This is a genomic window from Nocardia wallacei (genome assembly GCF_029868745.1).
Classification (GTDB): domain Bacteria; phylum Actinomycetota; class Actinomycetes; order Mycobacteriales; family Mycobacteriaceae; genus Nocardia; species Nocardia wallacei_B.
In genome coordinates, this window is sequence record NZ_JARWOP010000131.1 from 11731 (window position 1) to 31384 (window position 19654).

At 69.8% G+C, this 19654-nt stretch carries 23 protein-coding genes; 11 read left to right on the forward strand and 12 right to left on the reverse strand.

All coding sequences use genetic code 11. The features are described from left to right. Positions 1 to 17 precede the first annotated feature (17 nt). Positions 18 to 893 carry an oxidoreductase gene (locus QH470_RS10525; protein WP_280272115.1) on the reverse strand — a complete coding sequence of 292 codons (876 nt, stop codon included), beginning with the start codon at positions 891 to 893 and terminating at the stop codon, positions 18 to 20. A 200-nt stretch (positions 894 to 1093) separates the two neighbouring features. On the opposite strand from QH470_RS10525, the gene QH470_RS10530 reads away from it, so the two are divergent. Then, complete coding sequence (locus QH470_RS10530) at positions 1094 to 3133, forward strand: MDR family MFS transporter (protein WP_280272116.1); 2040 nt, start codon at positions 1094 to 1096, stop codon at positions 3131 to 3133. A gap of 48 nt (positions 3134 to 3181) precedes the next feature. Here the strand turns inward: QH470_RS10530 and QH470_RS10535 are convergent, their stop codons facing one another. The 3 genes from QH470_RS10535 to QH470_RS10545 all read right to left on the reverse strand — a co-directional run bounded on the left by QH470_RS10535 (position 3182) and on the right by QH470_RS10545 (position 5837). Beyond that, positions 3182 to 4387, reverse strand: coding sequence for an FAD-dependent oxidoreductase (locus tag QH470_RS10535; RefSeq protein WP_280272117.1), 1206 nt, complete (start codon positions 4385 to 4387; stop codon positions 3182 to 3184). Between the two features lie 185 nt (positions 4388 to 4572). Continuing rightward, positions 4573 to 5232 carry a PadR family transcriptional regulator gene (locus QH470_RS10540; RefSeq protein ID WP_280272118.1) on the reverse strand — a complete coding sequence of 220 codons (660 nt, stop codon included), beginning with the start codon at positions 5230 to 5232 and terminating at the stop codon, positions 4573 to 4575. 59 nt (positions 5233 to 5291) lie between these two features. Continuing rightward, the gene (locus QH470_RS10545; RefSeq protein ID WP_280272119.1) at positions 5292 to 5837 is read right to left on the reverse strand and encodes a TetR/AcrR family transcriptional regulator; all 546 of its coding nucleotides are present in this window, start codon (positions 5835 to 5837) and stop codon (positions 5292 to 5294) included. A 135-nt stretch (positions 5838 to 5972) separates the two neighbouring features. Here QH470_RS10545 and QH470_RS10550 point away from each other — a divergent pair, with 135 nt between their 5' ends. Next, a complete protein-coding gene (locus QH470_RS10550; protein ID WP_280272120.1) occupies positions 5973 to 6638 on the forward strand; it encodes a class I SAM-dependent methyltransferase in 666 nt (221 codons plus the stop codon). 22 nt (positions 6639 to 6660) lie between these two features. On the opposite strand, the gene QH470_RS10555 is transcribed toward QH470_RS10550, so the two are convergent. Then, positions 6661 to 7452, reverse strand: a complete 792-nt coding sequence (locus QH470_RS10555; protein WP_280272121.1) for a helix-turn-helix domain-containing protein — start codon at positions 7450 to 7452, stop codon at positions 6661 to 6663. Between the two features lie 443 nt (positions 7453 to 7895). Between QH470_RS10555 and QH470_RS10560 the strand changes: the two genes are divergently transcribed. The 3 genes from QH470_RS10560 to QH470_RS10570 are packed head-to-tail and all read left to right on the forward strand — an operon-like array spanning position 7896 to position 9922. Next, the gene (locus QH470_RS10560) at positions 7896 to 8267 is read left to right on the forward strand and encodes a BlaI/MecI/CopY family transcriptional regulator (RefSeq protein WP_187684930.1); all 372 of its coding nucleotides are present in this window, start codon (positions 7896 to 7898) and stop codon (positions 8265 to 8267) included. A gap of 52 nt (positions 8268 to 8319) precedes the next feature. After that, positions 8320 to 9270, forward strand: coding sequence for a M48 family metalloprotease (locus QH470_RS10565; protein ID WP_280272122.1), 951 nt, complete (start codon positions 8320 to 8322; stop codon positions 9268 to 9270). Between the two features lie 37 nt (positions 9271 to 9307). Further along, positions 9308 to 9922 (forward strand): NAD(P)H-binding protein, encoded by a 615-nt coding sequence (locus QH470_RS10570; protein ID WP_280272123.1) that lies wholly within the window; start codon positions 9308 to 9310, stop codon positions 9920 to 9922. A 58-nt stretch (positions 9923 to 9980) separates the two neighbouring features. Here the strand turns inward: QH470_RS10570 and QH470_RS10575 are convergent, their stop codons facing one another. Next, complete coding sequence (locus QH470_RS10575) at positions 9981 to 10454, reverse strand: hypothetical protein (RefSeq protein ID WP_280272124.1); 474 nt, start codon at positions 10452 to 10454, stop codon at positions 9981 to 9983. A 371-nt stretch (positions 10455 to 10825) separates the two neighbouring features. On the opposite strand from QH470_RS10575, the gene QH470_RS10580 reads away from it, so the two are divergent. Next, a complete protein-coding gene (locus QH470_RS10580) occupies positions 10826 to 12190 on the forward strand; it encodes a cytochrome P450 (RefSeq protein ID WP_280272125.1) in 1365 nt (454 codons plus the stop codon). A gap of 7 nt (positions 12191 to 12197) precedes the next feature. Here the strand turns inward: QH470_RS10580 and QH470_RS10585 are convergent, their stop codons facing one another. Then, the gene (locus QH470_RS10585; protein ID WP_280272126.1) at positions 12198 to 13025 is read right to left on the reverse strand and encodes a helix-turn-helix domain-containing protein; all 828 of its coding nucleotides are present in this window, start codon (positions 13023 to 13025) and stop codon (positions 12198 to 12200) included. 210 nt (positions 13026 to 13235) lie between these two features. Between QH470_RS10585 and QH470_RS10590 the strand changes: the two genes are divergently transcribed. Then, the gene (locus tag QH470_RS10590) at positions 13236 to 13628 is read left to right on the forward strand and encodes a nitroreductase/quinone reductase family protein (RefSeq protein WP_280272127.1); all 393 of its coding nucleotides are present in this window, start codon (positions 13236 to 13238) and stop codon (positions 13626 to 13628) included. 38 nt (positions 13629 to 13666) lie between these two features. Beyond that, the gene (locus tag QH470_RS10595; protein WP_280272128.1) at positions 13667 to 14314 is read left to right on the forward strand and encodes a pentapeptide repeat-containing protein; all 648 of its coding nucleotides are present in this window, start codon (positions 13667 to 13669) and stop codon (positions 14312 to 14314) included. On the opposite strand, the gene yczE is transcribed toward QH470_RS10595, so the two are convergent. The 4 genes from yczE to QH470_RS10615 all read right to left on the reverse strand — a co-directional run bounded on the left by yczE (position 14225) and on the right by QH470_RS10615 (position 16619). Next, on the reverse strand, positions 14225 to 14911 hold the full coding sequence (gene yczE / locus QH470_RS10600; RefSeq protein ID WP_280272129.1) for a membrane protein YczE: 687 nt from the start codon (positions 14909 to 14911) through the stop codon (positions 14225 to 14227). The two genes, QH470_RS10595 and yczE, sit on opposite strands and share 90 nt — an antisense overlap. 74 nt (positions 14912 to 14985) lie before the next feature. Continuing rightward, positions 14986 to 15417, reverse strand: a complete 432-nt coding sequence (locus QH470_RS10605; RefSeq protein WP_280272130.1) for a PaaI family thioesterase — start codon at positions 15415 to 15417, stop codon at positions 14986 to 14988. 41 nt (positions 15418 to 15458) lie between these two features. Continuing rightward, positions 15459 to 16175, reverse strand: coding sequence for a VIT1/CCC1 transporter family protein (locus QH470_RS10610; RefSeq protein WP_280272131.1), 717 nt, complete (start codon positions 16173 to 16175; stop codon positions 15459 to 15461). A 48-nt stretch (positions 16176 to 16223) separates the two neighbouring features. Further along, positions 16224 to 16619: a MerR family transcriptional regulator gene (locus QH470_RS10615; RefSeq protein ID WP_280272132.1), complete on the reverse strand. Its 396-nt coding sequence runs from the start codon at positions 16617 to 16619 to the stop codon at positions 16224 to 16226. A 51-nt stretch (positions 16620 to 16670) separates the two neighbouring features. On the opposite strand from QH470_RS10615, the gene QH470_RS10620 reads away from it, so the two are divergent. The 3 genes from QH470_RS10620 (at position 16671) to QH470_RS10630 (ending at position 19143) form a co-directional block, all read left to right on the forward strand. Beyond that, positions 16671 to 17318: a class I SAM-dependent methyltransferase gene (locus QH470_RS10620; protein WP_425302646.1), complete on the forward strand. Its 648-nt coding sequence runs from the start codon at positions 16671 to 16673 to the stop codon at positions 17316 to 17318. A gap of 32 nt (positions 17319 to 17350) precedes the next feature. Next, positions 17351 to 18286 (forward strand): phosphotransferase family protein, encoded by a 936-nt coding sequence (locus tag QH470_RS10625; protein WP_280272134.1) that lies wholly within the window; start codon positions 17351 to 17353, stop codon positions 18284 to 18286. A gap of 62 nt (positions 18287 to 18348) precedes the next feature. Further along, positions 18349 to 19143 (forward strand): alpha/beta fold hydrolase, encoded by a 795-nt coding sequence (locus tag QH470_RS10630; RefSeq protein ID WP_280272135.1) that lies wholly within the window; start codon positions 18349 to 18351, stop codon positions 19141 to 19143. Here the strand turns inward: QH470_RS10630 and QH470_RS10635 are convergent. After that, entirely contained in the window at positions 19121 to 19627 is a 507-nt protein-coding gene (locus QH470_RS10635; protein ID WP_280272136.1) for a GNAT family N-acetyltransferase, read from the reverse strand. The genes QH470_RS10630 and QH470_RS10635 overlap by 23 nt on opposite strands. Between the last annotated feature and the right edge of the window lie 27 nt (positions 19628 to 19654).

Sequence of the window (19654 nt, forward strand, 5' to 3'; positions counted from 1 at the left end):
TCCCGAGTCCGCGGCCGTCAGAACTTGTAGGTGATGCCCGTCAGCCGCTCGGATTCCTCCCACAGCCGCCGCCACAACTCACGGTCCTGTGACAGCTTGTTCGACGGCGAGGGCTTGACCGGGCCGCGTGCGCCGAACATCCAGGTCGGGCCCCAATAGGTGTTCGGATCGGCGTCGGGCGTGGTGGCGGCGAACAGGCTCGACTCGGCGGCCTTGGCGGGGGAGTGCCCGACCGTCGCGATGAACGGCTTGGCGACCTTGTCGATCGGCGTCTCGGTCCGGGTGAAGAGGTCGGTCGCCGAGACACCCGGGTGCACCGCGTAGGACTTCTTCGCCGAGCCGGACTCGGCCAGCCGCCGCTGCAGCTCGCGGGCGAACATCAGATTCGACAGCTTGGCCTGCGCGTAGGCGAGGTTGCGCTGGTACTTGCGCCGCTCGTAGTTCAGGTCGTCGACCCAGAGCTTCGGGGTCTGCTTGTGCGCGATGCTGGACAGCGACACCACCCGGTCCCCGATGCGGTCCAGCAGCAGGCCGGTCAGCGCGAAGTGGCCGAGATGATTGACGCCCCACTGGGTTTCGAAGCCGTCCTTGGTGCGGGAGAACGGGATGTTCATCAGCCCGGCGTTGTTGATCAGCACATCGAATTCACCCGTCCGGTCGGCGAATTCGCGCACCGAGGCGAGGTCGGCCAGATCCAGCGCGGCCACCCGGACATCACCCGCGAGGCCGTCGGCGATCTGCTGAGCCTTGGCGGTGTTGCGGCAGGCCATGATCACGGTGCCGCCCTTGGCGGCCAGCGCCCTGCTGGTGTGCTTGCCGATGCCGCCGTTGGCTCCGGTGATCACGAACGTCCGCCCGGTCAGGTCCGGAATTTCGCTGGGGTTCCACGCCATGTCGAGACCTCACTGCCCTACCGTGTACGAGAAGCGTCGGTGCATTCTCTCACCCCGACCTTACTCCAGAGTAAGTTCCGGGAACAGCATCCGACACGGCTGACGTGCTGATACTTCATGGCTAACATCCCTGACCCGCGTCGAGCTGGCTCGCTGCCGTGTCTGCGGAAGAATACGGCCTCCCGGCACATACTGAGCTAATGACCGCTGCCGCCGCAGTCGCCGACGCCCCCGAACCCGTGAGCCACGCCCGCGCCAATGTGGTCTTCGGCACCGTCGTGCTGGGCATGCTCATGGCCGCGCTCGATCAGACCATCGTGTCCACCGCGCTGCCGACGATCGTCGCCGACCTCGGCGGCGCCGGGCACATGGCCTGGGTGGTCACCTCGTATCTGCTGGCGGAGGCGGTGGCGACCGCGCTGGCCGGAAAGTTCGGCGACCTGTTCGGCCGCAAGCTGGTGTTCCAGCTCAGCGGGCTGGTCTTCATCGTCGGTTCGATGGTGGCCGGGCTGGCGCACGGCATGACGCTGCTGGTGATCGCGCGCGCGATTCAGGGCGTCGGCGCGGGCGGGCTGATGGTGACGTCGATGGCGCTGATCGCCGATGTCATCCCGCTGCGGGAGCGCGGGAAATACCAGGGCGCGCTGGGCGCGGTCTTCGGTGTCACCACCGTGGTCGGCCCGACGCTGGGCGGATTGTTCACCGACCACGCCAGCTGGCGCTGGTGCTTCTATGTGAACGTGCCGCTCGCGATCCTGATGATTGTCGTTGCGGCGCGGGCGATTCCGGCAGTGCGCGCGGCGGTGCGGCCCGTGGTCGACTATGCCGGGATTGCGTTGGTGGCGGTCGGGGTGAGCTGCCTGATCCTGGGGCTGGAATGGGGCGGGCAGGAGTATCCGTGGGGCTCGGCGACGATCATCGGGCTGTTCGCGGCGGCGGTGGCGCTGCTGGCCGGTTTCGTCTTCGTGGAGTTGCGGGCGGCGGAGCCCATGCTGCCGATGCACCTGTTCCGCAGCAACGTGTTCACCGTCTGCTCGATCCTCAGCTTCATCGTCGGCTTCGCGATGCTCGGCGCGATGACCTATCTGCCCGCGTATCTGCAGTATGTGAACGGAGTGTCGGCGACCGCGTCGGGCGTGCGCACGCTGCCGCTGGTGGTGGGGTTGTTCACGACGTCGATCATCTCCGGCCAGGTGGTCGGGAAAACCGGTAAGTACAAGTACTTTCCGGTCGCCGGCACCGCCGTCATGGCGCTGGGGCTGTATCTGATGTCGACCATGGACCGCACCACGGGTGTCTGGCTGGAGTCGCTGTACATGCTGATCCTGGGTCTGGGTATCGGGCTGGCCATGCAGGTGCTCACCATCGTGGTCCAGAACACCGTGCCCTACACCGATCTCGGCACCGCGACCTCGGGCGTGACCTTCTTCCGGACCGTCGGCAGCACCTTCGGCACCGCGATCTTCGGGACCCTTTACAGCGGCCGGATCGGGCCGAACCTGGAGCAGGCGCTCGCGCAGGATCCGGGGGTGCCGCCGGCCGCGGCGGGCAGTCCCCAACTGCTGCACAAACTTCCGGAGGCGCAGCGCATCCCGATCGTCGACGCCTACGCTCAGACCATCGATTACGTGTTCCGCTGGGTGGTTCCGGTGGCGGTGCTCGGATTTCTCGTCGCGTGGTTCCTGCGGCAGGTGCCGCTGCGCGACAGCGCCCGCGCCGAGGCCACCGACGTGGGCGGCGGCTTCGCCGTGCCGGATTCCACGGATCGCGCGGTGCGGCTGGAACATTCGCTGGCCAGCGTGCTGCGCCGGCTGCGCGACGACGAACTGCCCGATCCGCGCATCCTGGCCGCCGCCGACAGCACTCTCTCGCGCGATCAGGCGTGGGCGATCGGGCAGGTGGAGATGCTGAACCGGGTGCGGGGCGGTGCGACGCTGGCGGCGATCGCCCGCGCCCACTGGATGCCGCCGGAGGTGCTGGAACCGGTGTACGACAAGGCCGTTCGCAACGGCTACGTCGAATTCGACGGTGCGCTACTGGATCTCACCGACGCCGGGCAGGCGGAATTCGATCGGATCTTCGCGGCCTGGCGCCGCTGGTTGTGCGAGTACGTCGACGACTGGGATTGCGCCGATCCCGACGACCGGGTCCTGCTGGACCGGGCGCTGGACAACATCGTGGCGAAACTGCTCGACGAGACCGAGCGCCCCGACGTGCTCCCGGCCGCTCACGCGCGCTGACCGCGATCCCGCCCGCCGCTCGAAGCGGGCGGGATACGCGAATCATGCTCAGGCGCGGGCGAGTTCGTCCCCGACATCGACCGGCGCGTCCCAGTCGATGGCGTAGCTCTGCTCCCGGATCATGGTCTCCTCCAGCTTCATCAGCTTGCCCGCCAGCGGCATCAGCACCGGCATCATCCGGCGCATGACCGGGCCGACGGTCTTGCTGTGGCTGATCTTCGCGCCCCGGGCCGCGATGCGCTCCACCCGGGGCCGCCGGATCCGCTCGTAGGTGGCGAAAGCCGTTGCGGGATCGTCGCAGTCGCGCAGGCAGCGCGCCAGCTGGATGCCGCTCTCGATGGCCAGGGACGCGCCCTGCCCGGTGCTGTTCGACGGCGCGTGCACCGAGTCGCCGACCAGCACCATCCGGCCGCGATGCCAGGTCGGCACCGGCGGCATGATGTGCAGGGCGCCGGTCACGGCCAGATCCTCCGGAGCCGTGCTGCGGGCCAGCTCGCCGCCGGGGACGTCGTCGGCGTAGGTCTCGCGCAGGATCCGCAGCCACTGTTCGGCAGGCACCCGGCGGGCCTCCGACAGCGAAAGATACTGCTTGTGGGGCAGATTCACGCCCCAGCCGATCCGGCCGTCGGGCAGCGACCAGTACAGGTAGTAGGCGTTCTTGCCGAACGCGAACACCATGGTCTGCGGTGCCAGGTCGAACGAGCAGCGGGTGTAGGCGCCGAAGCCGAGCATGCCGAGATAGTCGGCGGCCGGGGCCTGCGGGTCGATCAGGGTGCGCACCAGCGACTTGATGCCGTCCGCGCCGACCAGGATGTCGGCGGTGGCGGTGGAGCCGTCGGCGAAGCGGGCGGTCACGCCGTCGGCGTGCTCGTCGACGCCGACCAGCCGCTTGCCGTACTCGAACGCCACGCCCGCCGCGACCGCGGCGTCGTGCAGCACCTCGTGCAGACTGCTGCGGTCGACCACCTGCAACGGCTCCACGCCGGGCAGCGCGGGCATGGTGATCTGCTTGCGCCCCAGCGACATCACGGTGTCGGTCATCGGCAGCGCGACCTTGCGCACGGCGTCGCCGGCGCCGATGATGTCGAGCGCGGTCAGCCCGTTGGGTGCGAAACCGAGCGCGCTGCCGATATTGAATGCCGGGCCCGGATACGCCTCGTAGACACGGGCCTCGATGCCTACTCGCTGCAACGCGGTGGCGGTCACCGGACCGGCGATGCCGCCGCCGATGACCAGTGCGGTCCGAATGGACATAAGTGTTCTCCCTGGTGGGTTCGGTTGCCCGAACCGATCCGCGCGCAGGGTGCCCCGTTATCCTGTAGTTGCCACACTTGGGCCGGGTTCGCCTGCGCGAATGCGGTTCGAGACGGTGAAGAGATCGGGCTCGGCGGGGTGTTGCCGCACCTCTCCGGGCCCGGTTCGGTAGGGACGCCTGGTGATCAGGTGTCCGTCGACAGCGTGAAGTCCCCCCTTTCGACCATTTCGACGATCTCGGCGGGTTCGACGCCCTCGGCGTGCATGCGCCGCCACAGGTCCATATCGGGAAAGACGCCCGCGGTCAGCTCGTCGCGCAGTGCCGCCGCCCAGCGGGCCTCGGCCTCCAGCATCGCGAGCTGGAATTCGGATTCGACGATGAACAAGCGGGGAATGACCGCGCGCTGCGCCGCGATCGACTCGCGCTCACCGGCGATGATGGTCTCCAGCCGACGCAGCCGCTCGCTCAGCAGGGCGATCACGTCATCGGGCGGCAGCAGTCCCAGGATGGACAGGCCGGCGACGAACCGGTGGTGCTCGGGCTCGGGTGTGGCGACCAGTTCGCGGGTCCAGTCGTCGAGTTCGGCGCGGCCCGCCTCGGTGATGCGGTAGATGATGCGCTCGGGCCGGGCGCCGTCGCGCTCGCTGCCGACGACCTCGAGGAAGCCGTGCTTCTCCAGGTTCTGCACCACGGTGTAGAGCGAGCCCCACTTGATGTCCATATCGCGCTCTTTGCCGCGCTGTTTCAGCGTGGCCGCGATCTCGTAGCGGTGCATCGGCCGCTCGAACAGCACCGCGAGCACCGCGAGCGCGAGCAGGTTTCCCACCTTCCGCTTCTTGGCCATCACACCTCCTTACTCGTGTACGAATATACGTCTACGAGTATTCGTGGGCAAGTATGCGTTCATCCCAGGCTGGGGCCTACCAGTCCTTCGAGGCGGCGGAACGCCGTGTCGGGCGGGGTGGGATGCCGGGGGTCGATCACCGCGCCGATCATCCCGAGTAGTCCCCAGGACAGGAATGCCACGGTGTCGGCGAATTCGGCGTCGGGCAGGTCGAGGCGCTCGCGCAGGTGGTCGTCCAGCATTCCGGCGATCATCTGCTGGGTCGCGCGCAACGGGACGGCGCCGCTCTTGGGGCCGATCAGCGCGCGATAGAGGTCCGGATGTTCGGCCGCGAGCCGCAGCAGGGTGCGCGCCGGAGCCAGCGGCGGCGCGGTGCGCGGCACGGTCTCGGCCACCGCCTGGCGCAGGTAGTCGGTGCTGCTGCCCACCAGCAGGTCGTCCTTGTTCCGGAAGTGGGCGTAGAACGTGGAGCGGCCGACATCGGCGCGATCGAGGATGTCCTGCACCGTGATTCGGGCGTAACCGCGCTCGAGCATGAGGCCGATCAAGGCCTGGTGCAGCGCCCGGCGGGTGCGGCGCACACGCCGGGCGGCGGGCTCGGTCATCGCTGTCTCCCGGTGTTCCCGGACAGAATTCGAGGAATCGTGCCGAACCGGACGGATCCGTGGGTTTCGGTTCTGGTCCGGCCGCCACGCCGTTCCGATGATGAACACATGTCCCGAAACATACAGCTGTTTCCCGTGACCGTTTCCGACGACAACGGGCTGCTGATCACCAGTCCGCGCCGCTACAACGCCTTGACCGCGGTGCTCTTCGGCGGGCGGCACCGTCGCCTGCTGTCCGAGTTGGTCGCCGTCGGCGGCGCGGTACCCGGTGATCGCGTACTCGATATCGGCAGTGGGCCTGGCAAATTGGCTGCCGCGCTGGCCGCGGCGGTCGGCCCGGACGGCAGCGTGCTCGGCGTCGATGCGTCCCGGGCAATGGTCGACTACGCCCGGGCGCACGCGGCCGCGGGGAATACCGGCTTCGAAGTCGGTGCGGCGCAGTCACTCCCGGTGCCCGATGCCGAATTCGACGTAGTGACCTGCACTTTCGTCATGCACCACGTCGCGGCCGAGCGGCGGGCGGACGCGCTCGCCGAGATGTACCGGGTGCTGCGGCCCGGCGGGCGATTGCTGCTCGCCGATGCCCATCCGACCGGTCTGATGCGGGCCGTCGCCGACGTCATGGTCCGGGTGTCGCGCGCCCGCAACGGATCCGAAAAGGCTGCGGCGCAGCGTGACCCGTTTCTCGACGTGGATATCCGCCGCTACGCCGACACCCTCGTCGGCGTGGGATTCCAGACGCCGGAATTCCGCGCGAGCCGGTACGGCACGGGAATCCTGACCGCGCGGAAGCCGCGGTGAGCGCGGCTGCCCGGCCGACGCCTTACCGCGCGGCGCGCTCGCGCAGTATCCGTGCGGTCTCCGCGTCTGCGGGCAGGAACGCCTCCAGGTGCAATTCCGACAGGGAGACGTCGGTCGCGGTGGCGAACGAGGTGAGGGTGGTGATGAGCCGCAATTCGCCGTCGTCGCCGCGCAGCCGCAGCGGCACCGCGAAACCGAGGTAGCCGGGGCCGGGCGTGACCGGCGGCAGGTAGCTCTCCAGTTCGGTGAGCAAGGCCTCGAGTTCCGGGTCGGGACTGGTGCGCAGGCGGCGGTGCAGCGACTCGGTGACGTGCCGGCCCCATTCGGGCAGATTGAGCACCCGCGGTGCGAGGCCGTCCGGGTGCAGGGCCAGGCGCCGCACATTGACCGGCGGCCGCAGTAGTTCGGGCGCGCAGTACTCGAAGAAGATGTCGAAGGCGGCGTTGGATTCGATCAGCGTGCTGTGCCGGTCCACGATCAGCGCGGGATACGGCATGTGCCCGTCGAGGATGCCGCGCAGCGCCTCCCGCACCGGCTCCAGTCGCGGTGCGCGCCACTCGGTTTCATCGAAGGCAGGGGCGTAGCCGGCCGACATCAGCAGCGCATTGCGTTCGCGCAGTGACAGTTCCAGCGATTCGGCCAGCCGGACCACCATCTCGCGGCCCGGCCGGGACCGACCCTGTTCGAGGAAGCTCAGGTAGCGCTGGGTGGTGTCGGCGCGCAGCGCCAGGTCCAGCTGACTCCAGCGGCGCAGTCCGCGCCACCGGCGCAACTCCCGGGCGAACGGGCCGGGATCGGCCACGGTGGTTGTCATGGAGCCCATCCTCACCGTCGTGCGGGGGCGGCGCCATTCCCTGCGGGGAATGGCGCGGAGGCGCACAGTGGTCCGGGCATGCGACCGCCCCGGGGTCCGGCGTGCCGGCGCGGGAGCCCGGGGCGGTGCTGGTCGCGAACGCGGTGACCGAGTGCGCGGCGCACTTGTTGTCCCCTGGCGCCGACGGCGGCCCGGGACGATGAGGGAAGCCCGGAATACCGTGTGCACGACCGGCCGGTCGCGTCGTGACCCCCGGCGGTCGCCTGAGGGAGCGATCCGCCGAAGCATGTTCTACTATCTACGTACGTAGACAGTAGATGACGGTTTCCGAGTGGGTCAAGTGGCATCGCCGGTTTCGCGGGCCTATTTACTGTCTAAGTACGTAGATACTATGTCCAGTAAGCCGTCCGGTCGCCGGAGCGGCGGCACGACGAGGAGGTACGGTGCGCACGCGCGGATTCGGGGAACTCGAGTCGGTGGTCATGGACCGTCTCTGGAATCGGGACGGCGATCCGACCACCGTCCGGGAACTGTTCGACGAACTGACGCGGGAACGCGATATCGCGTACACGACCGTCATGTCGACCATGGACAACCTGCACCGGAAGGGCTGGCTGAAGCGCCGCCGCGAGGGCAAGGCGTTCCGCTACTGGCCCACCCTGACCCGCGAGCAACACAGCGCGCGGCTGATGCGGGAGGCGCTGGACGACGGCGGCCGCTCGGAACTGGTGCTGGCCCATTTCGTCGAGCAGATCGGACCCGAGGAGTCCGATCGGCTGCGTGCGGCACTGCGGAGATTGGCGAGGGGAACATGAATTCGCTCGGAACCGTCCGATGGATGCTCGCGCCGACCGGTGAGGTGCGGGCGTGAGCGTCGCGATCGGGCTGTTTCTCTACGCCGTCGTGGTGGCGACGGCCGCGCCCCGGCTGCTGCCGCGACTGACGCGGCACGGGGTGCTGCCGCGGCTGGGCGTGCTGGCCTGGCTGACGTTGATCGTGAGCGTGCTGGGCTCCTGGAGCGTCGCGCTGGTCGTGGCGCTGGCCGATCTCACGCACTCCTGGTTCCGGCCGGACGGGCCGGTGCTGTCCGGACTGCACGAAGCCGAGGAGATCGCGGTCGGCCACGCCGGTTTCGCGGCCCAGCTCGGCCTGATGGCGGTGACCGGCGCGCTGACGGTGGCGGCGCTGGTGCTCGGCGTCCGATTGACCCGGCTGCATCGGCGGATGCGGCTGCGCGCGCGAGAACACGCCGAGGCGCTGCGGCTGACCGGTCGCCGGGTGCACCGGCACGAGGTCGCCGATGTGGTGGTGCTGGAGTCCGAGGAGCGCGCGGCCTACTGCGTGGAAGGCGTCCCGAATGTCGTCGTGGTGACCAGCGGCGCGCTGGCAGCGCTGGCCGACGACGAGCTGGCCGCGGTGCTCGCGCACGAACACGCGCACCTGCGGCACCGGCATCCGCTGCTGCTGACGATCATGCGCGGCCTGGCGACGACGTTCCCGCGGTTGCGGTTGTGCACCGTCGGCGCGCGCGAGGTGGCCCGGCTGCTGGAGATGTGCGCCGACGACTCCGCCGTGCGCCGGCACGGCCGCGCCCCGCTGCTGTCGGGGCTGCTCGCGCTCTCCGGCACGGCGCCCACGGGTGCGCTCGCCGCGAGCGGCGCCGACGTGCTGGCCCGCGCCGAACGCCTGGCCGCGCCGCGCGCCGGATGGCACGTCCAGGCCCGCGCCGGGCTGCTCACCGGGATCGCGCTGGGTGTCAGCGGTCCCTTGCTGATCGCCGCCACCGCGGCGTCGGGGATCCTGCTCTGCCTGCTGTGAGGATGTCGCCGGAGTGCGACCGGTTATGGTGGCGACTGTGCGAGTCTTCTTGGCGGGTGCCAGTGGTGTGCTGGGTGTGCGGCTGACGCCGCTGTTGGTCGCGGTGGGCTGCGAGGTCGCGGGGATGACGAGATCCCCGGCCAAGGCGTCGAAGCTGGCCGAACTCGGGGTCGAGCCGGTCGTGTGTGACGTGTACGACGCGGCGGGGCTGGAGCAGGCGGTGCGCGCCTTCGCCCCCGACATGGTGATCCATCAGCTCACGGACCTTCCCGACGACCGCGCCGACCTCCCCACCGGACGGTCGGCGAACGCGCGCATCCGGCGGGAGGGCACCGCCAACCTGCTGGCGGCGGCGCGGGCCGCGGGCACGAAACGCGTACTGGCGCAGAGCGTCGCGTGGGAGATGACCGGAGAGGGCAAGGCCGGCCAGGAATATCTGGAGGAGGCCGTGCTCGGCGCGGGCGGCGTGGTCCTGCGCTACGGCCAGTTCTACGGCCCCGACACCTATTACCCGGACCCGAGCGACTACCCGGACCCGCCGCGCATCCACATCGACGAGGCGGCGGCCCGCACCGTGACGGCGCTGGACCTGGCCTCGGGAATCTACGCCCTCACCGACACCGGCAAGACGGACTTCGAACCGGTGCAATAACTTTCGGCCCGCCCGGATGTTCGGCTGTTCCCCTCCGGACAGCCGAACGGCGAGCCGATCACCACGCGGTCCCCGTCGGATCGGTGTCGGCACCGTCGTCGAACGCGATATCGGATCCCGTGCAGGGCCACAGCTTCTCCGGTGCGGCCGTCACCACCCGGCACACGCGGCACACCTCGTCGAGACAGTCCGAACCCCCGGCGTCGCGCAGGTGCAGCCGTTTCGGCACGACAATCGCGTCGGGCGCGATCATGTGCGCGAAGTTCAGCAGATGCTCGATCGGCTCGGCGATGACATCGGGCTGCGGCTGCACCCGCAGGATGTACAGCAGGTGCCAGTCGTGCCGGGCCGCCGTGGCTCGGATCGCTTGTTCCGCGTCGTCTTCGGCCGCGCCCCAGCGCATGCTGGTGCGAGGCGGGCAGAGATCGGTGCGCAGGTAACCGATGACGAAAGGTTGTTCGCGCCGCGTGGGCAGCGCGAGAGTGGCGGTCTGCGCGGCGCGGTGGCCGGGCAGCGTATCGGACACGGTCATGGTTGCACTCCACGTCTTCGGCAAACCCCTCGAATCGCCGAGGGTGCGGTAGGAAAGGCCGGTGTGGCTCGTCGGGCGAGACGGCTGTACCGAGGCCGGACGGTCCCACTTCCGGAACCGCGAAATCGCTACCGTCCGTGCGTTACCAGTCAACTGCCGCGACCATCGGGACGTCAATGCACATCTTGTGAAAATGCCTGGGGGAACCCCGGTTCGGCAATCGGGTGCACGATTTGCACAAGGTGTGAATTGACACCTCGGAAACGTCGGCGGTTGACTGATCCGGCAAGGAAGGCAAGTGGTTTCCGGCGGGGCGGAGGGCGATTGCCGGGTGTTTTCCACGCTCGGCGTGAAATTCTGGGAGTAGTGCAGTGTCCGAACGTTTTCCGGCGGCCGAACCGGCCGTTTCCGCTGTTCCGGCCGCTCCCGGCGCGGTCCCCGTACTCGGTCATCTGCCCCGGATGCGGCACTTCCTGGACTTCCTGACCACCCTGCCCGCGTCCGGCGATCTCGTGTCGCTGCGGATGGGTCCGGCCGAGGTCCTGGTGGCGTGCACGGCGCATCTGGCGCACGAGATCCTGCGCCGCGGCGAGGATTTCGACAAGGGCGGGCAATTCTTCGAGCGCGCCAAGGAGGTGGTGGGCAACAGCCTGACCACCTGCCGGCACGACGAACACCGGCGGCAGCGACGCCTGGTGCAACCGGCTTTCCACAAGCAGCGCCTGGTCGGCTACGCGGCGCACATGAGCGACGAGATCGCCGGGATGTGTGCGGGGTGGCAGCCGGAGACCACCGTCGACGTCACCGCCGAGACCATGACCGTGGTGGCGAAGATCCTGGCCCGCACGATGTTTCAGCGCGCCGCGCTCGCACCCGCCGAACTGCGGCAGGTGCTCGAGGATATCGACATCCTGGTCGCGGTCGCGGCCAAACGCATGGTGCTGCCCGCCGCGCTGGGCCGCCTGCCGACGCCGGACAACCGCCGCTACCACGCGGCGAGCGTGCGGCTGCGCACCCTGATCGCCACCGCCGCGACCGAGGGACGGGCCGCGGGCGATGACACCGCCGATCTGCTGTCGGTGCTCCTGGCGGCCCGCGACGGGCAGACCGGCCTGTCCGACACCGAGATCGTCGACCAGCTGCTGCTGTTCCAGATCGCCGGAATCGACACCACCGCAACCGCTCTCGCCTGGGCGCTCTGGCTGATCGGCACCCGCCCCGACGTCGAGCGGCAACTACACGCCGAGGTCGACGCCGTGCTGTCCGGCGACGTGGCCACGCACGAGCACCTGCCGCGCCTGGTCTACACCCGGCAGGTGGCCGTGGAGACGCTGCGCAAATATCCGCCGGTATGGATCCTCACCCGGACCGCGATGACCGATACGGTGCTCGGCGGGTATCGGATCCCCGCCGGGGCCACGCTCGTGGTCAGCCCGTATCTGGTGCACCACCGGCCCGACCTGTACCCGGGTCCGGCCCGGTTCGATCCCGGCCGGTGGGAGTGGGACCGCGACCTGCCCGCGGGGGCGTACCTGCCGTTCGGCCAGGGTGCCCGGCGCTGTATCGGCGAGCACTTCGCCATGACCGAGCTGACTCTCGCGCTGGCGTCGATCGCCGCGCGCTGGCGTTTGCGGCCCACCCCAGCTCTGGTGGAGCGTCCGCCGCGGCCTCGGCTCGCCGCCAGTCTGCGCCCGCCGCCGCTGCCGATGCTCCTCACCCGCAGAACGCCCGAGTGAGCGGCGGTCATCGGGGCATGTAGATCTCGGGCGGGTAGCGCTTCAGGTACTCGGCGAGCCGGACCGGCCGCAGCGCCCAGTGCAGGAACGGGCTCCCGTCGTGCGACATCCGGAACACCATCTCGAAATCGGTGCCGTCGGAGATGTCCCGCACCCACACCGTGTCCCGATCGTCCAGGTCGGCGGGATACGGTGTGTCCCACATGTTCTCGAAGTCCGGGTTCTGCCGCAGCAGGGCCTTGACCTCCTCGATCCGAATCTCGGGGGCGAAGCCGGTCAGCTGCGTGCGGCACGCGCGCACGAGATGGTGGGTGTCCTCCTCCCAGCGCACGAACACGTCCCGCGCCGCCGGGGTGAGCACCTCGTACTCGACCACGCCCGCACCGGGCCCGAGACCGGGGAAGAACCGGTCGAAGGCCTCGTTGGTCGCGACGACCCGGTGCAGCGCGCCCTCGATCAGATCCCGTCCCGCCGGGGTGATCATGTAGCAGGCCGGGAACGGATCGGTGTCCAGCACGGTCAGTTCCCGTGGCGTCGGTGCGCGCGGCGCCTCGGACCGGGACGCCGGGGCCTGCGCGGGGTCGACCAGCGACAGCAGTTGCCGGGTGTCGGCCGCCGGGATCCGCAGCACCGGCGCGAGCGCGGCGATCGTGTTCCTGGTCGCGGGCCGGTGCCCCGACTCGACCTTGCGCAGCAAGGATTCGGACAGATGCGCCGCGGCGGCCAGTTCCGTCACATCCAGGGCGGCGTCCTGACGCCAGCGCTGGAGGATGCGTCCGACCGGCAGGGGCTCGTGCGCGCTCCCTCGCCGGGGACCGCCCGCCTGTCTCCCCATCGTCCGCCCCTCCTGTCCCGACATCGGCCGGGCCTGTCGAGGTACTGATCCTACGCACGTGCTCGCGGTGGTCAAGCCCGCGGCGCGGGGCGACTGAGGCCGAACACGTTGCCACGCTGCGTCTTTGGCGGTGCGCCGGGCCGGAATCCGGGCACCCCGCGCACACCGTGTCGGGATGCCCGTTCCGGGTGCCGGTGTTACCGTCGGCGCATGGCGAATCGTCGCGATATCCAGCACCGAGTAGTGACGACCTTCCAGCGCAACATCGGCAATCCCCTCCTGCGGCGACTGGGTGCGCAGACCCTGCTGGAGACGACCGGCCGAGTGAGTGGCGAGCCGCGCACGACCCCGATCGGCGGGCGACGTGTCGGCAACTCGTTCTGGTTCGTCTCCGAATTCGGCGAGCGCTCCCAGTACGTCCGCAATATCCGGGCCGACAACCGGGTGCGGCTGCGGCTGCACGGCCACTGGCACACCGGCACTGCCCATCCGGTACCCGACGACGACGCCCGCGCGCGGCTGCGCGAATTGCCGCGCGGCAACAGCGCGGTCGTCGGGATCATGGGCACCGACCTGCTCACCGTGCGCGTCGATCTGGACTGAGCGCGAAACGGCGGATCGCCGTCGCCTAGGGTGCAGGGGTGCCCCGCGACCTAGCCGATCTGCCGTACGCCCGCTTCCTGGAAGGCTTCGACGCCGAACCCGAATCCGACACCGAGTACGAGAGCGTGCACGTCGACTCGGCCACCTTCGAGGCGATCGACGCCCGTGGCGCCAGATTCACCGAGTCGGCGTTCACCCAGGCCGTGTTCAGCGGCGGCATGCTGCGGTATGCCCGCTTCGATGACGTCTGGTTCCGCAACGTCCGGTTGATCGGCACCAACCTCGGCCAAACCAGTTGGCTGAACAGTGAATTCGTGGATTCCGCGCTGTCGGGCGTGGAGGCCGTCGGCGCCGGGCTGCGGCGGATCCGGTTCGAGGGCTGCAAATTCGATTCGGTGAACCTGCGTAATGCCGCGCTGCAGGATGTCACCTTCGCCGATTGCGTCCTGCGCGACACCGATTTCGGCGAGGCCAAGCTCACTCGCGTCAGTTTCCCCGGGTCGCGGCTGGATCAGGTCGCGCTGCACGGGGCGACGCTGCGCGAGGTCGATCTGCGCGGCGCGGTCACCCTGGACATCACGGCCGGAATCGAGGCGCTACGAGGCGCCACCATCAGCCCCGTGCAGCTGTTCGACCTGGCCCCGGCCTTCGCGCGGGCGGCTGGAATCATCGTGCGCGACAACTGATTCCGGGGTGCGGAAGCCGGGCAGCCAGCGGTCGGCGAGTGGGATCAGCAGGTGGATCAGCGGCCCGATGCCGAAGGCGTACACCAGGGTGCCGATTCCGACGCTGCCGCCGAGCAGCCAGCCCGTCACCAGCACCGTCGCCTCGATGCCGGTGCGGATGGCCCACACCGGTTTCCCGGTGCGCCGGACCAGACCGGTCATCAGGCCGTCGCGGGGTCCGGGGCCCATGCCCGCCCCGATGTAGAGCATGGTCGCGACCGCGTTGAGCAGCACGGCCGCCGCCATCGCGCCCACCCGCACGGCCGGCGCGTGGAGCTGCGGAAGCAACCACAACCCGGCGTCGACCGAGATCGCGATCACCACGACATTGCTGATCGTGCCCAGACCCGGCTTCTGCCGCAACGGGATCCAGGCCAGCAGCACCGCCACGCCGGTCACGGCGGTGACGGTCCCGAAGCTCAGCGGCACCTGCCCGGCCACACCCTGATGGAACACATCCCACGGATCGAGCCCGAGCGCCGCCCGGATCATCACGGCCATCGAGAACCCGTACAACCACAGCCCGGCATACAGCGCACACAGTCGGCGGAACAACATCGCACCAGCATGGTCCACAACTGGACCCCCGAAACAGATCCAATACAGGATCACTGGTCCTCGGCACCGGGAGATCAGTGGTCCAAGGGGATTACCCGGGCGGTGGCCGTGGCGGTGCCGATCAATTCGCCGTCCGGGTTGCGCAATTCGCCTGCGAGGAAGGCGATGTCGCCGTCGCGGCGCACTACCCGGCCGGTGCCGCGCAACCGGCCGGTGCGGGCCGGGCGCAGGAAACTCACCTGCAGGTCGAGGGTGGACTGGAACTCGTCGGGACCCAGCGTTGCCAGCAGGGCGGGACCCACGGTGTCGTACAGCATCGCGGCGACGAAGGCGCCCAGCACCTCGCCGAGCGGGTTGGTGAACGCCTCGGTCGCGGTGAAGGCGAGTTCGATTGTGCCACTGGGGATATCGGCCTCGAGGAATTCGAAGCCGAGGGTTTGCGCCGCCCGCGGGATCGGTGCGCGGCCCTCGACGCCGTCCCAGAACAGTCCTTTTCGCTCGGTCATGGCCTCCACTCTGGCAGTGGGGCGGGGGTCGGGCCAGCGCTTCAGTGGCCCGACATGCCGGGGATCTGGCCGACGGCGTAGGTGATGGCCATGGCGAGCGCTCCGCCGACGACCACGCGGGCGGTGGCGCGCAGGGGGTCGCTGCCGCCGAGCCGGGCGCTGACCGAACCCGTGACGGCGAGGGCGATCAGCACCGCCGTGAACGTCACCGGCACCCGCCACGTTGCCGGGGGCAGCAGGATCGCCAGCAGCGGCAGCAGGGCGCCGCAGGTGAAGGCCACCGCCGAGGAGAGCGCCGCCTGCCACGGATTGGTCAGCTCTTTCGGGTTCAGCCCGAGCTCGGCCTCGGCGTGCGCGGCGAAGGCGTCGTAGGCGGTGAGTTCCTCGGCGACCTTGCGCGCGGTCGCCGTGGACAGGCCCTTGCGCCGGTAGATCTCGGCGAGTTCGGCCAGCTCGTAGTCCGGTTCCGTGGCCAGCTCCCGCTTCTCCTTCGACAGCAGCGCCCTCTCGGAATCGCGCTGGGTGCTCACCGAGACGTACTCCCCGGCCGCCATCGAGATCGCCCCCGCGACCAGCCCGGCCACGCCCGCGGTGAGGATCGGCCCGGTGCTGGTGGTCGCCGACGCGACACCGACGACCAGCCCGGCGGTGGACACGATGCCGTCATTGGCGCCGAGTACCCCGGCGCGCAGCCAGTTCAGCCTCGACGCGAGCCCCTCGGTGTGCGGTTCGTGCGGATGCGTGCGGTTGTCGTCCACGACCGAAACAGTAGGCGGGCGCGGCAGCGGCGCCGGGGAAGGGACGGTTCAGCGCTCGGGCACGGCCCGCGCCAGCAGCGCGCGGAAGTTGGGGCACTCGCGCAGATTCTCCGCAGTGCAGTCCGCGGCGTGCCCGATGGTCGCCATCGCCGCCTGTGCCCAGGCGATCTGCTCCTCGAGCCGGTCCTGATGCGCGCGAAGCAGTTTCCGGCGGGACTCGCGATCCGCGGTGGCGGTGGACAGGGCGCGAATCTCGTCCAACGACATCCCGACCCGCTTGGCGACCAGGATGAGCCCCACCGTCTCGGTATCCGCCGGGCTGTAGCGGCGGCGGCCGCCGGAGTCGCGCCGCGGCGACAACAGGCCCATGTCCTCCCAATGCCGCAGCACGTGGGTGGCGATCCCGAATCGTGCGGCCAGATCGCCGATCGACAGATCCGTCATGCACCGGACTCTAAGCCGCGCGGAACCGCTCGTGCGGGCGGCACCGGTAGCATGCGTGGAGTGAATCCCCTTGTCGGTCGCGTGTTGTCCACCGTCGCAGGTCAGCTCGGCAATCCGCACGGAGTGCTGGGCAAGGGTGTGGCGGCGATGCTCAATCGCGGCAATCGTCCGGTCATCGAGGCGGCTGTGGCGGCCGCGGAGGTCGGCTCGGGCTCGGCCGCAGCCGATATCGGCTTCGGTGGCGGCGTCGGGCTGTCGCTGCTGCTCGAACGCGTCGGTGCGAACGGCACCGTGCACGGGGTGGAGATCTCACCGGACATGCTGGCGCGGGCCAAGTCCCGCTTCTCCGCCGATATCGGCACGGGTCGCCTGCGCGCCCTCGAGGGCTCACTGACCGACCTGCCGCTGGCGGATGCGAGCCTGGACGCCGCGATCACCGTGAACACGGTGTACTTCGTCACCGAACTGGACCGCGCCTGCGCGGAACTCGCGCGCGTGCTGCGCCCCGAGGGCCGTCTCGTCGTGGGCATCGGCGACCCCGCGGCCATGGCGCGAATGCCGTTCACCGCCTACGGTTTCCGGCTGCGCCCCGTCCCGGAGCTGATCGACGCCCTGGAACGGGCCGGCTTCACCGTCGAGGACCGCCCCCTCGGCAACGGACCCATCCCCGCTCACCTACTCGTCGCCCGCCCAGCCTGAGCCCTATCGGCCCGTAGGATTCGGGGGTGGATATGAGTGCGAGTGTGGTGCTTCCCGACGGCTGGGCGGGTCGGGTTCGGGAGGCGCTGGCCGGGTCGCCGCGGCCGGAGTTGGCGGACGGGGAGTTGCAGCTGCTGGGCGCCGGGATGGACAGCGTGGCATTGCTGGTCGAATGGGGTGAGGGCGAGTATGTGTTGCGGTTGCCGCAGGATCCGCACGGAGCCGAGGGCATCGCGCGGGAGCACCGATTGCTGCCGGAGTTGGCCGCTCGGCTGCCGCTGCCGATCCCGCGGTTTCTGTTCACCGCGCCGAATCCACTGGGCCCCGGCGAGTTCTGTGTCTACCCGGCCGTCCCGGGCGAATCGCTCTCCGAGGAGCAGTGGCACGAGCGGGGACTGCTCGACCGACCCGAGATCCACCGCCGCATCGCGGAATCGCTCGAGGGTGTGCACGCCTTCCCGGTCGACCGGGCGCGCGAGCTGGGCATCCGAACCTGGGATCTGCGCGGCGAATTCGCCGACGATCTGAAAACCATTCGCGCCGAGGTGATCCCGCTGCTCGATCGGTCCGACGCGGCGCTGCTGCTGGCCGCCTGGGAACGCTACCTCGACGACGACGCGAACTTCGGCTATCGCCCCACGCTCATCCACGCCGATGTGAGCCTGGATCACCTGCTCGTCACCGGCGTCGAGATCACCGGGTTGATCGACTTCGGCGACGTGACGATCGGCGACCCGGATTACGACCTGTGCTACCTGTACCCGGAGGCCGGGCACGACTTCGTCGGCCGCGTACAACGTTGCCGCGGTACCGAACTCACCCCGCGCACGGAGGCCAAACTGCGCTTCTGGGCCTGCGCCGACCCCGCCCTCGACGTGCTGCACGCCCAGGAGCACGACCTGCCCGAGTTCCGGCACCAACGGCTGCGAGTCCTGTCCGAAGCCCTTGCGCGGTACCAGAACCGCTGACCGCCGGGGCGAAATTCGCTTGCGCCCGCGGTGAGGATGGTCGGGTGTGTGATTCTGCGACGATGACGGTCGACGGCGTTCCGATCAGGGTGACGGACTTCGGGGGCGACGGACCGCCGGTGCTCGCGCTGCACGGAAGTTTCGGGCGCGCGGCGGTATTCGCCGGGCTGGCCCGCGAACTCGACGGCCGGGCCCGCCTGCTCGCCCCCGACCAGCGCGGCCACGGGCACAGCGGCCGCACCGCCACCTACACCGCCGACGACTTCGTCGCGGACGCCGCCGCGCTGATCGAGCGCCTCGGACTGGGACCGATGGTGGTGCTCGGGCATTCGCACGGCGGCATCACCGCCTACCGGCTGGCCGCGCGCCGCCCGGACCTGGTGTCGGCGTTGATCATCGAGGATGTCGGCCCGGTGATGCGCGCGCCGGAGATCGCCCACCCGGTGCTCGACGTGCGCGGCTGGCCCGCCGCCGCGCCCACGAAAGAGCAACTCACCGAGGCGATCCGGGCTCGCGGAGTCCCCGATCCCGGCTACTTCATGCAGAGCGCCGAACCCGCGGACGACGGTTGGCGGCTGCTGTTCGACTGGGACGACATGATGGCCGTGCAGACCGGCGGAGTCGGCGACTGGTGGCCGGACTGGCTCGAATCCAGTTGTCCCGCACTGGTTCTGCACGGCGAGCACAGCCCGTTGCTGCCCGCGGACCTGGCGACCCGGATGGTCGCCCGCCGCCCCGGCAGCCGCCTGGTGGAGTTCCCCGGCGCGGGCCACTGGATTCACGACGACGACCCGGCCGGGACGGCCCGCGCGATCGCCGACTTCCTGGACGAGCTCAGACCAGGTCGTAACGCATGAACACGTCGGCCCGCGCGTAGGGCATCGGCCCGATCCGGTCGCTCGGTACGTGCACGAAACCCATGGATTCGTAGAGGTGCACGGCATCGGCCAGCTTGCTGTTGCTGCCCAGGAACAGCGCCGTGGCCCCACTGCGACGGGCGTAATCGATCGCCGCCCGCAGGATGACGCGCCCGAGGCCGCGCCCGCGCCGCTCCCGGGCCACCGCCATCTTCGACAGCTCGAAGACGCCGTCCCCCTCCGGCACCAGTGCCACGCAGCCGACGATGTCGGCGCCGTCGCGGGCGATGAGCACTTGCCCGCCCTTGCCGACGATCTCGCGTTCGGGATCGTCGAGCTTGACGGAGTCGGCGGGTTCCAGGGCGAACAACTCGACGATCCACGCCTCGTTGAGTTCCTTGAACGCGCGGGCGTCGGCCGGGCCCGACATCGGCTCGACCACGATCGTGCCGGTCCCTGCGGATGATTCGATCTGCTGTGTCACGCCGCCAGCATGCCCGCGCGTGAATCA

Excerpts from the sequence above, each read along its gene's own strand:
- QH470_RS10530 (WP_280272116.1), top strand. The coding sequence starts at position 1,094 with ATGACCGCTGCCGCCGCAGTCGCCGACGCCCCCGAACCCGTGAGCCAC.
- yczE (WP_280272129.1), bottom strand. The coding sequence starts at position 14,911 with ATGTTGTTCCGCCGACTGTGTGCGCTGTATGCCGGGCTGTGGTTGTAC.
- QH470_RS10545 (WP_280272119.1), bottom strand. The coding sequence starts at position 5,837 with ATGACCGAGCCCGCCGCCCGGCGTGTGCGCCGCACCCGCCGGGCGCTG.
- QH470_RS10630 (WP_280272135.1), top strand. The coding sequence starts at position 18,349 with ATGACGGTCGACGGCGTTCCGATCAGGGTGACGGACTTCGGGGGCGAC.
- QH470_RS10620 (WP_425302646.1), top strand. The coding sequence starts at position 16,671 with ATGCGTGGAGTGAATCCCCTTGTCGGTCGCGTGTTGTCCACCGTCGCA.
- QH470_RS10525 (WP_280272115.1), bottom strand. The coding sequence starts at position 893 with ATGGCGTGGAACCCCAGCGAAATTCCGGACCTGACCGGGCGGACGTTC.
- QH470_RS10535 (WP_280272117.1), bottom strand. The coding sequence starts at position 4,387 with ATGTCCATTCGGACCGCACTGGTCATCGGCGGCGGCATCGCCGGTCCG.
- QH470_RS10555 (WP_280272121.1), bottom strand. The coding sequence starts at position 7,452 with ATGACAACCACCGTGGCCGATCCCGGCCCGTTCGCCCGGGAGTTGCGC.
- QH470_RS10590 (WP_280272127.1), top strand. The coding sequence starts at position 13,236 with ATGGCGAATCGTCGCGATATCCAGCACCGAGTAGTGACGACCTTCCAG.
- QH470_RS10605 (WP_280272130.1), bottom strand. The coding sequence starts at position 15,417 with ATGACCGAGCGAAAAGGACTGTTCTGGGACGGCGTCGAGGGCCGCGCA.
- QH470_RS10585 (WP_280272126.1), bottom strand. The coding sequence starts at position 13,025 with ATGGGGAGACAGGCGGGCGGTCCCCGGCGAGGGAGCGCGCACGAGCCC.
- QH470_RS10540 (WP_280272118.1), bottom strand. The coding sequence starts at position 5,232 with ATGGCCAAGAAGCGGAAGGTGGGAAACCTGCTCGCGCTCGCGGTGCTC.
- QH470_RS10625 (WP_280272134.1), top strand. The coding sequence starts at position 17,351 with ATGAGTGCGAGTGTGGTGCTTCCCGACGGCTGGGCGGGTCGGGTTCGG.
- QH470_RS10575 (WP_280272124.1), bottom strand. The coding sequence starts at position 10,454 with ATGACCGTGTCCGATACGCTGCCCGGCCACCGCGCCGCGCAGACCGCC.
- QH470_RS10615 (WP_280272132.1), bottom strand. The coding sequence starts at position 16,619 with ATGACGGATCTGTCGATCGGCGATCTGGCCGCACGATTCGGGATCGCC.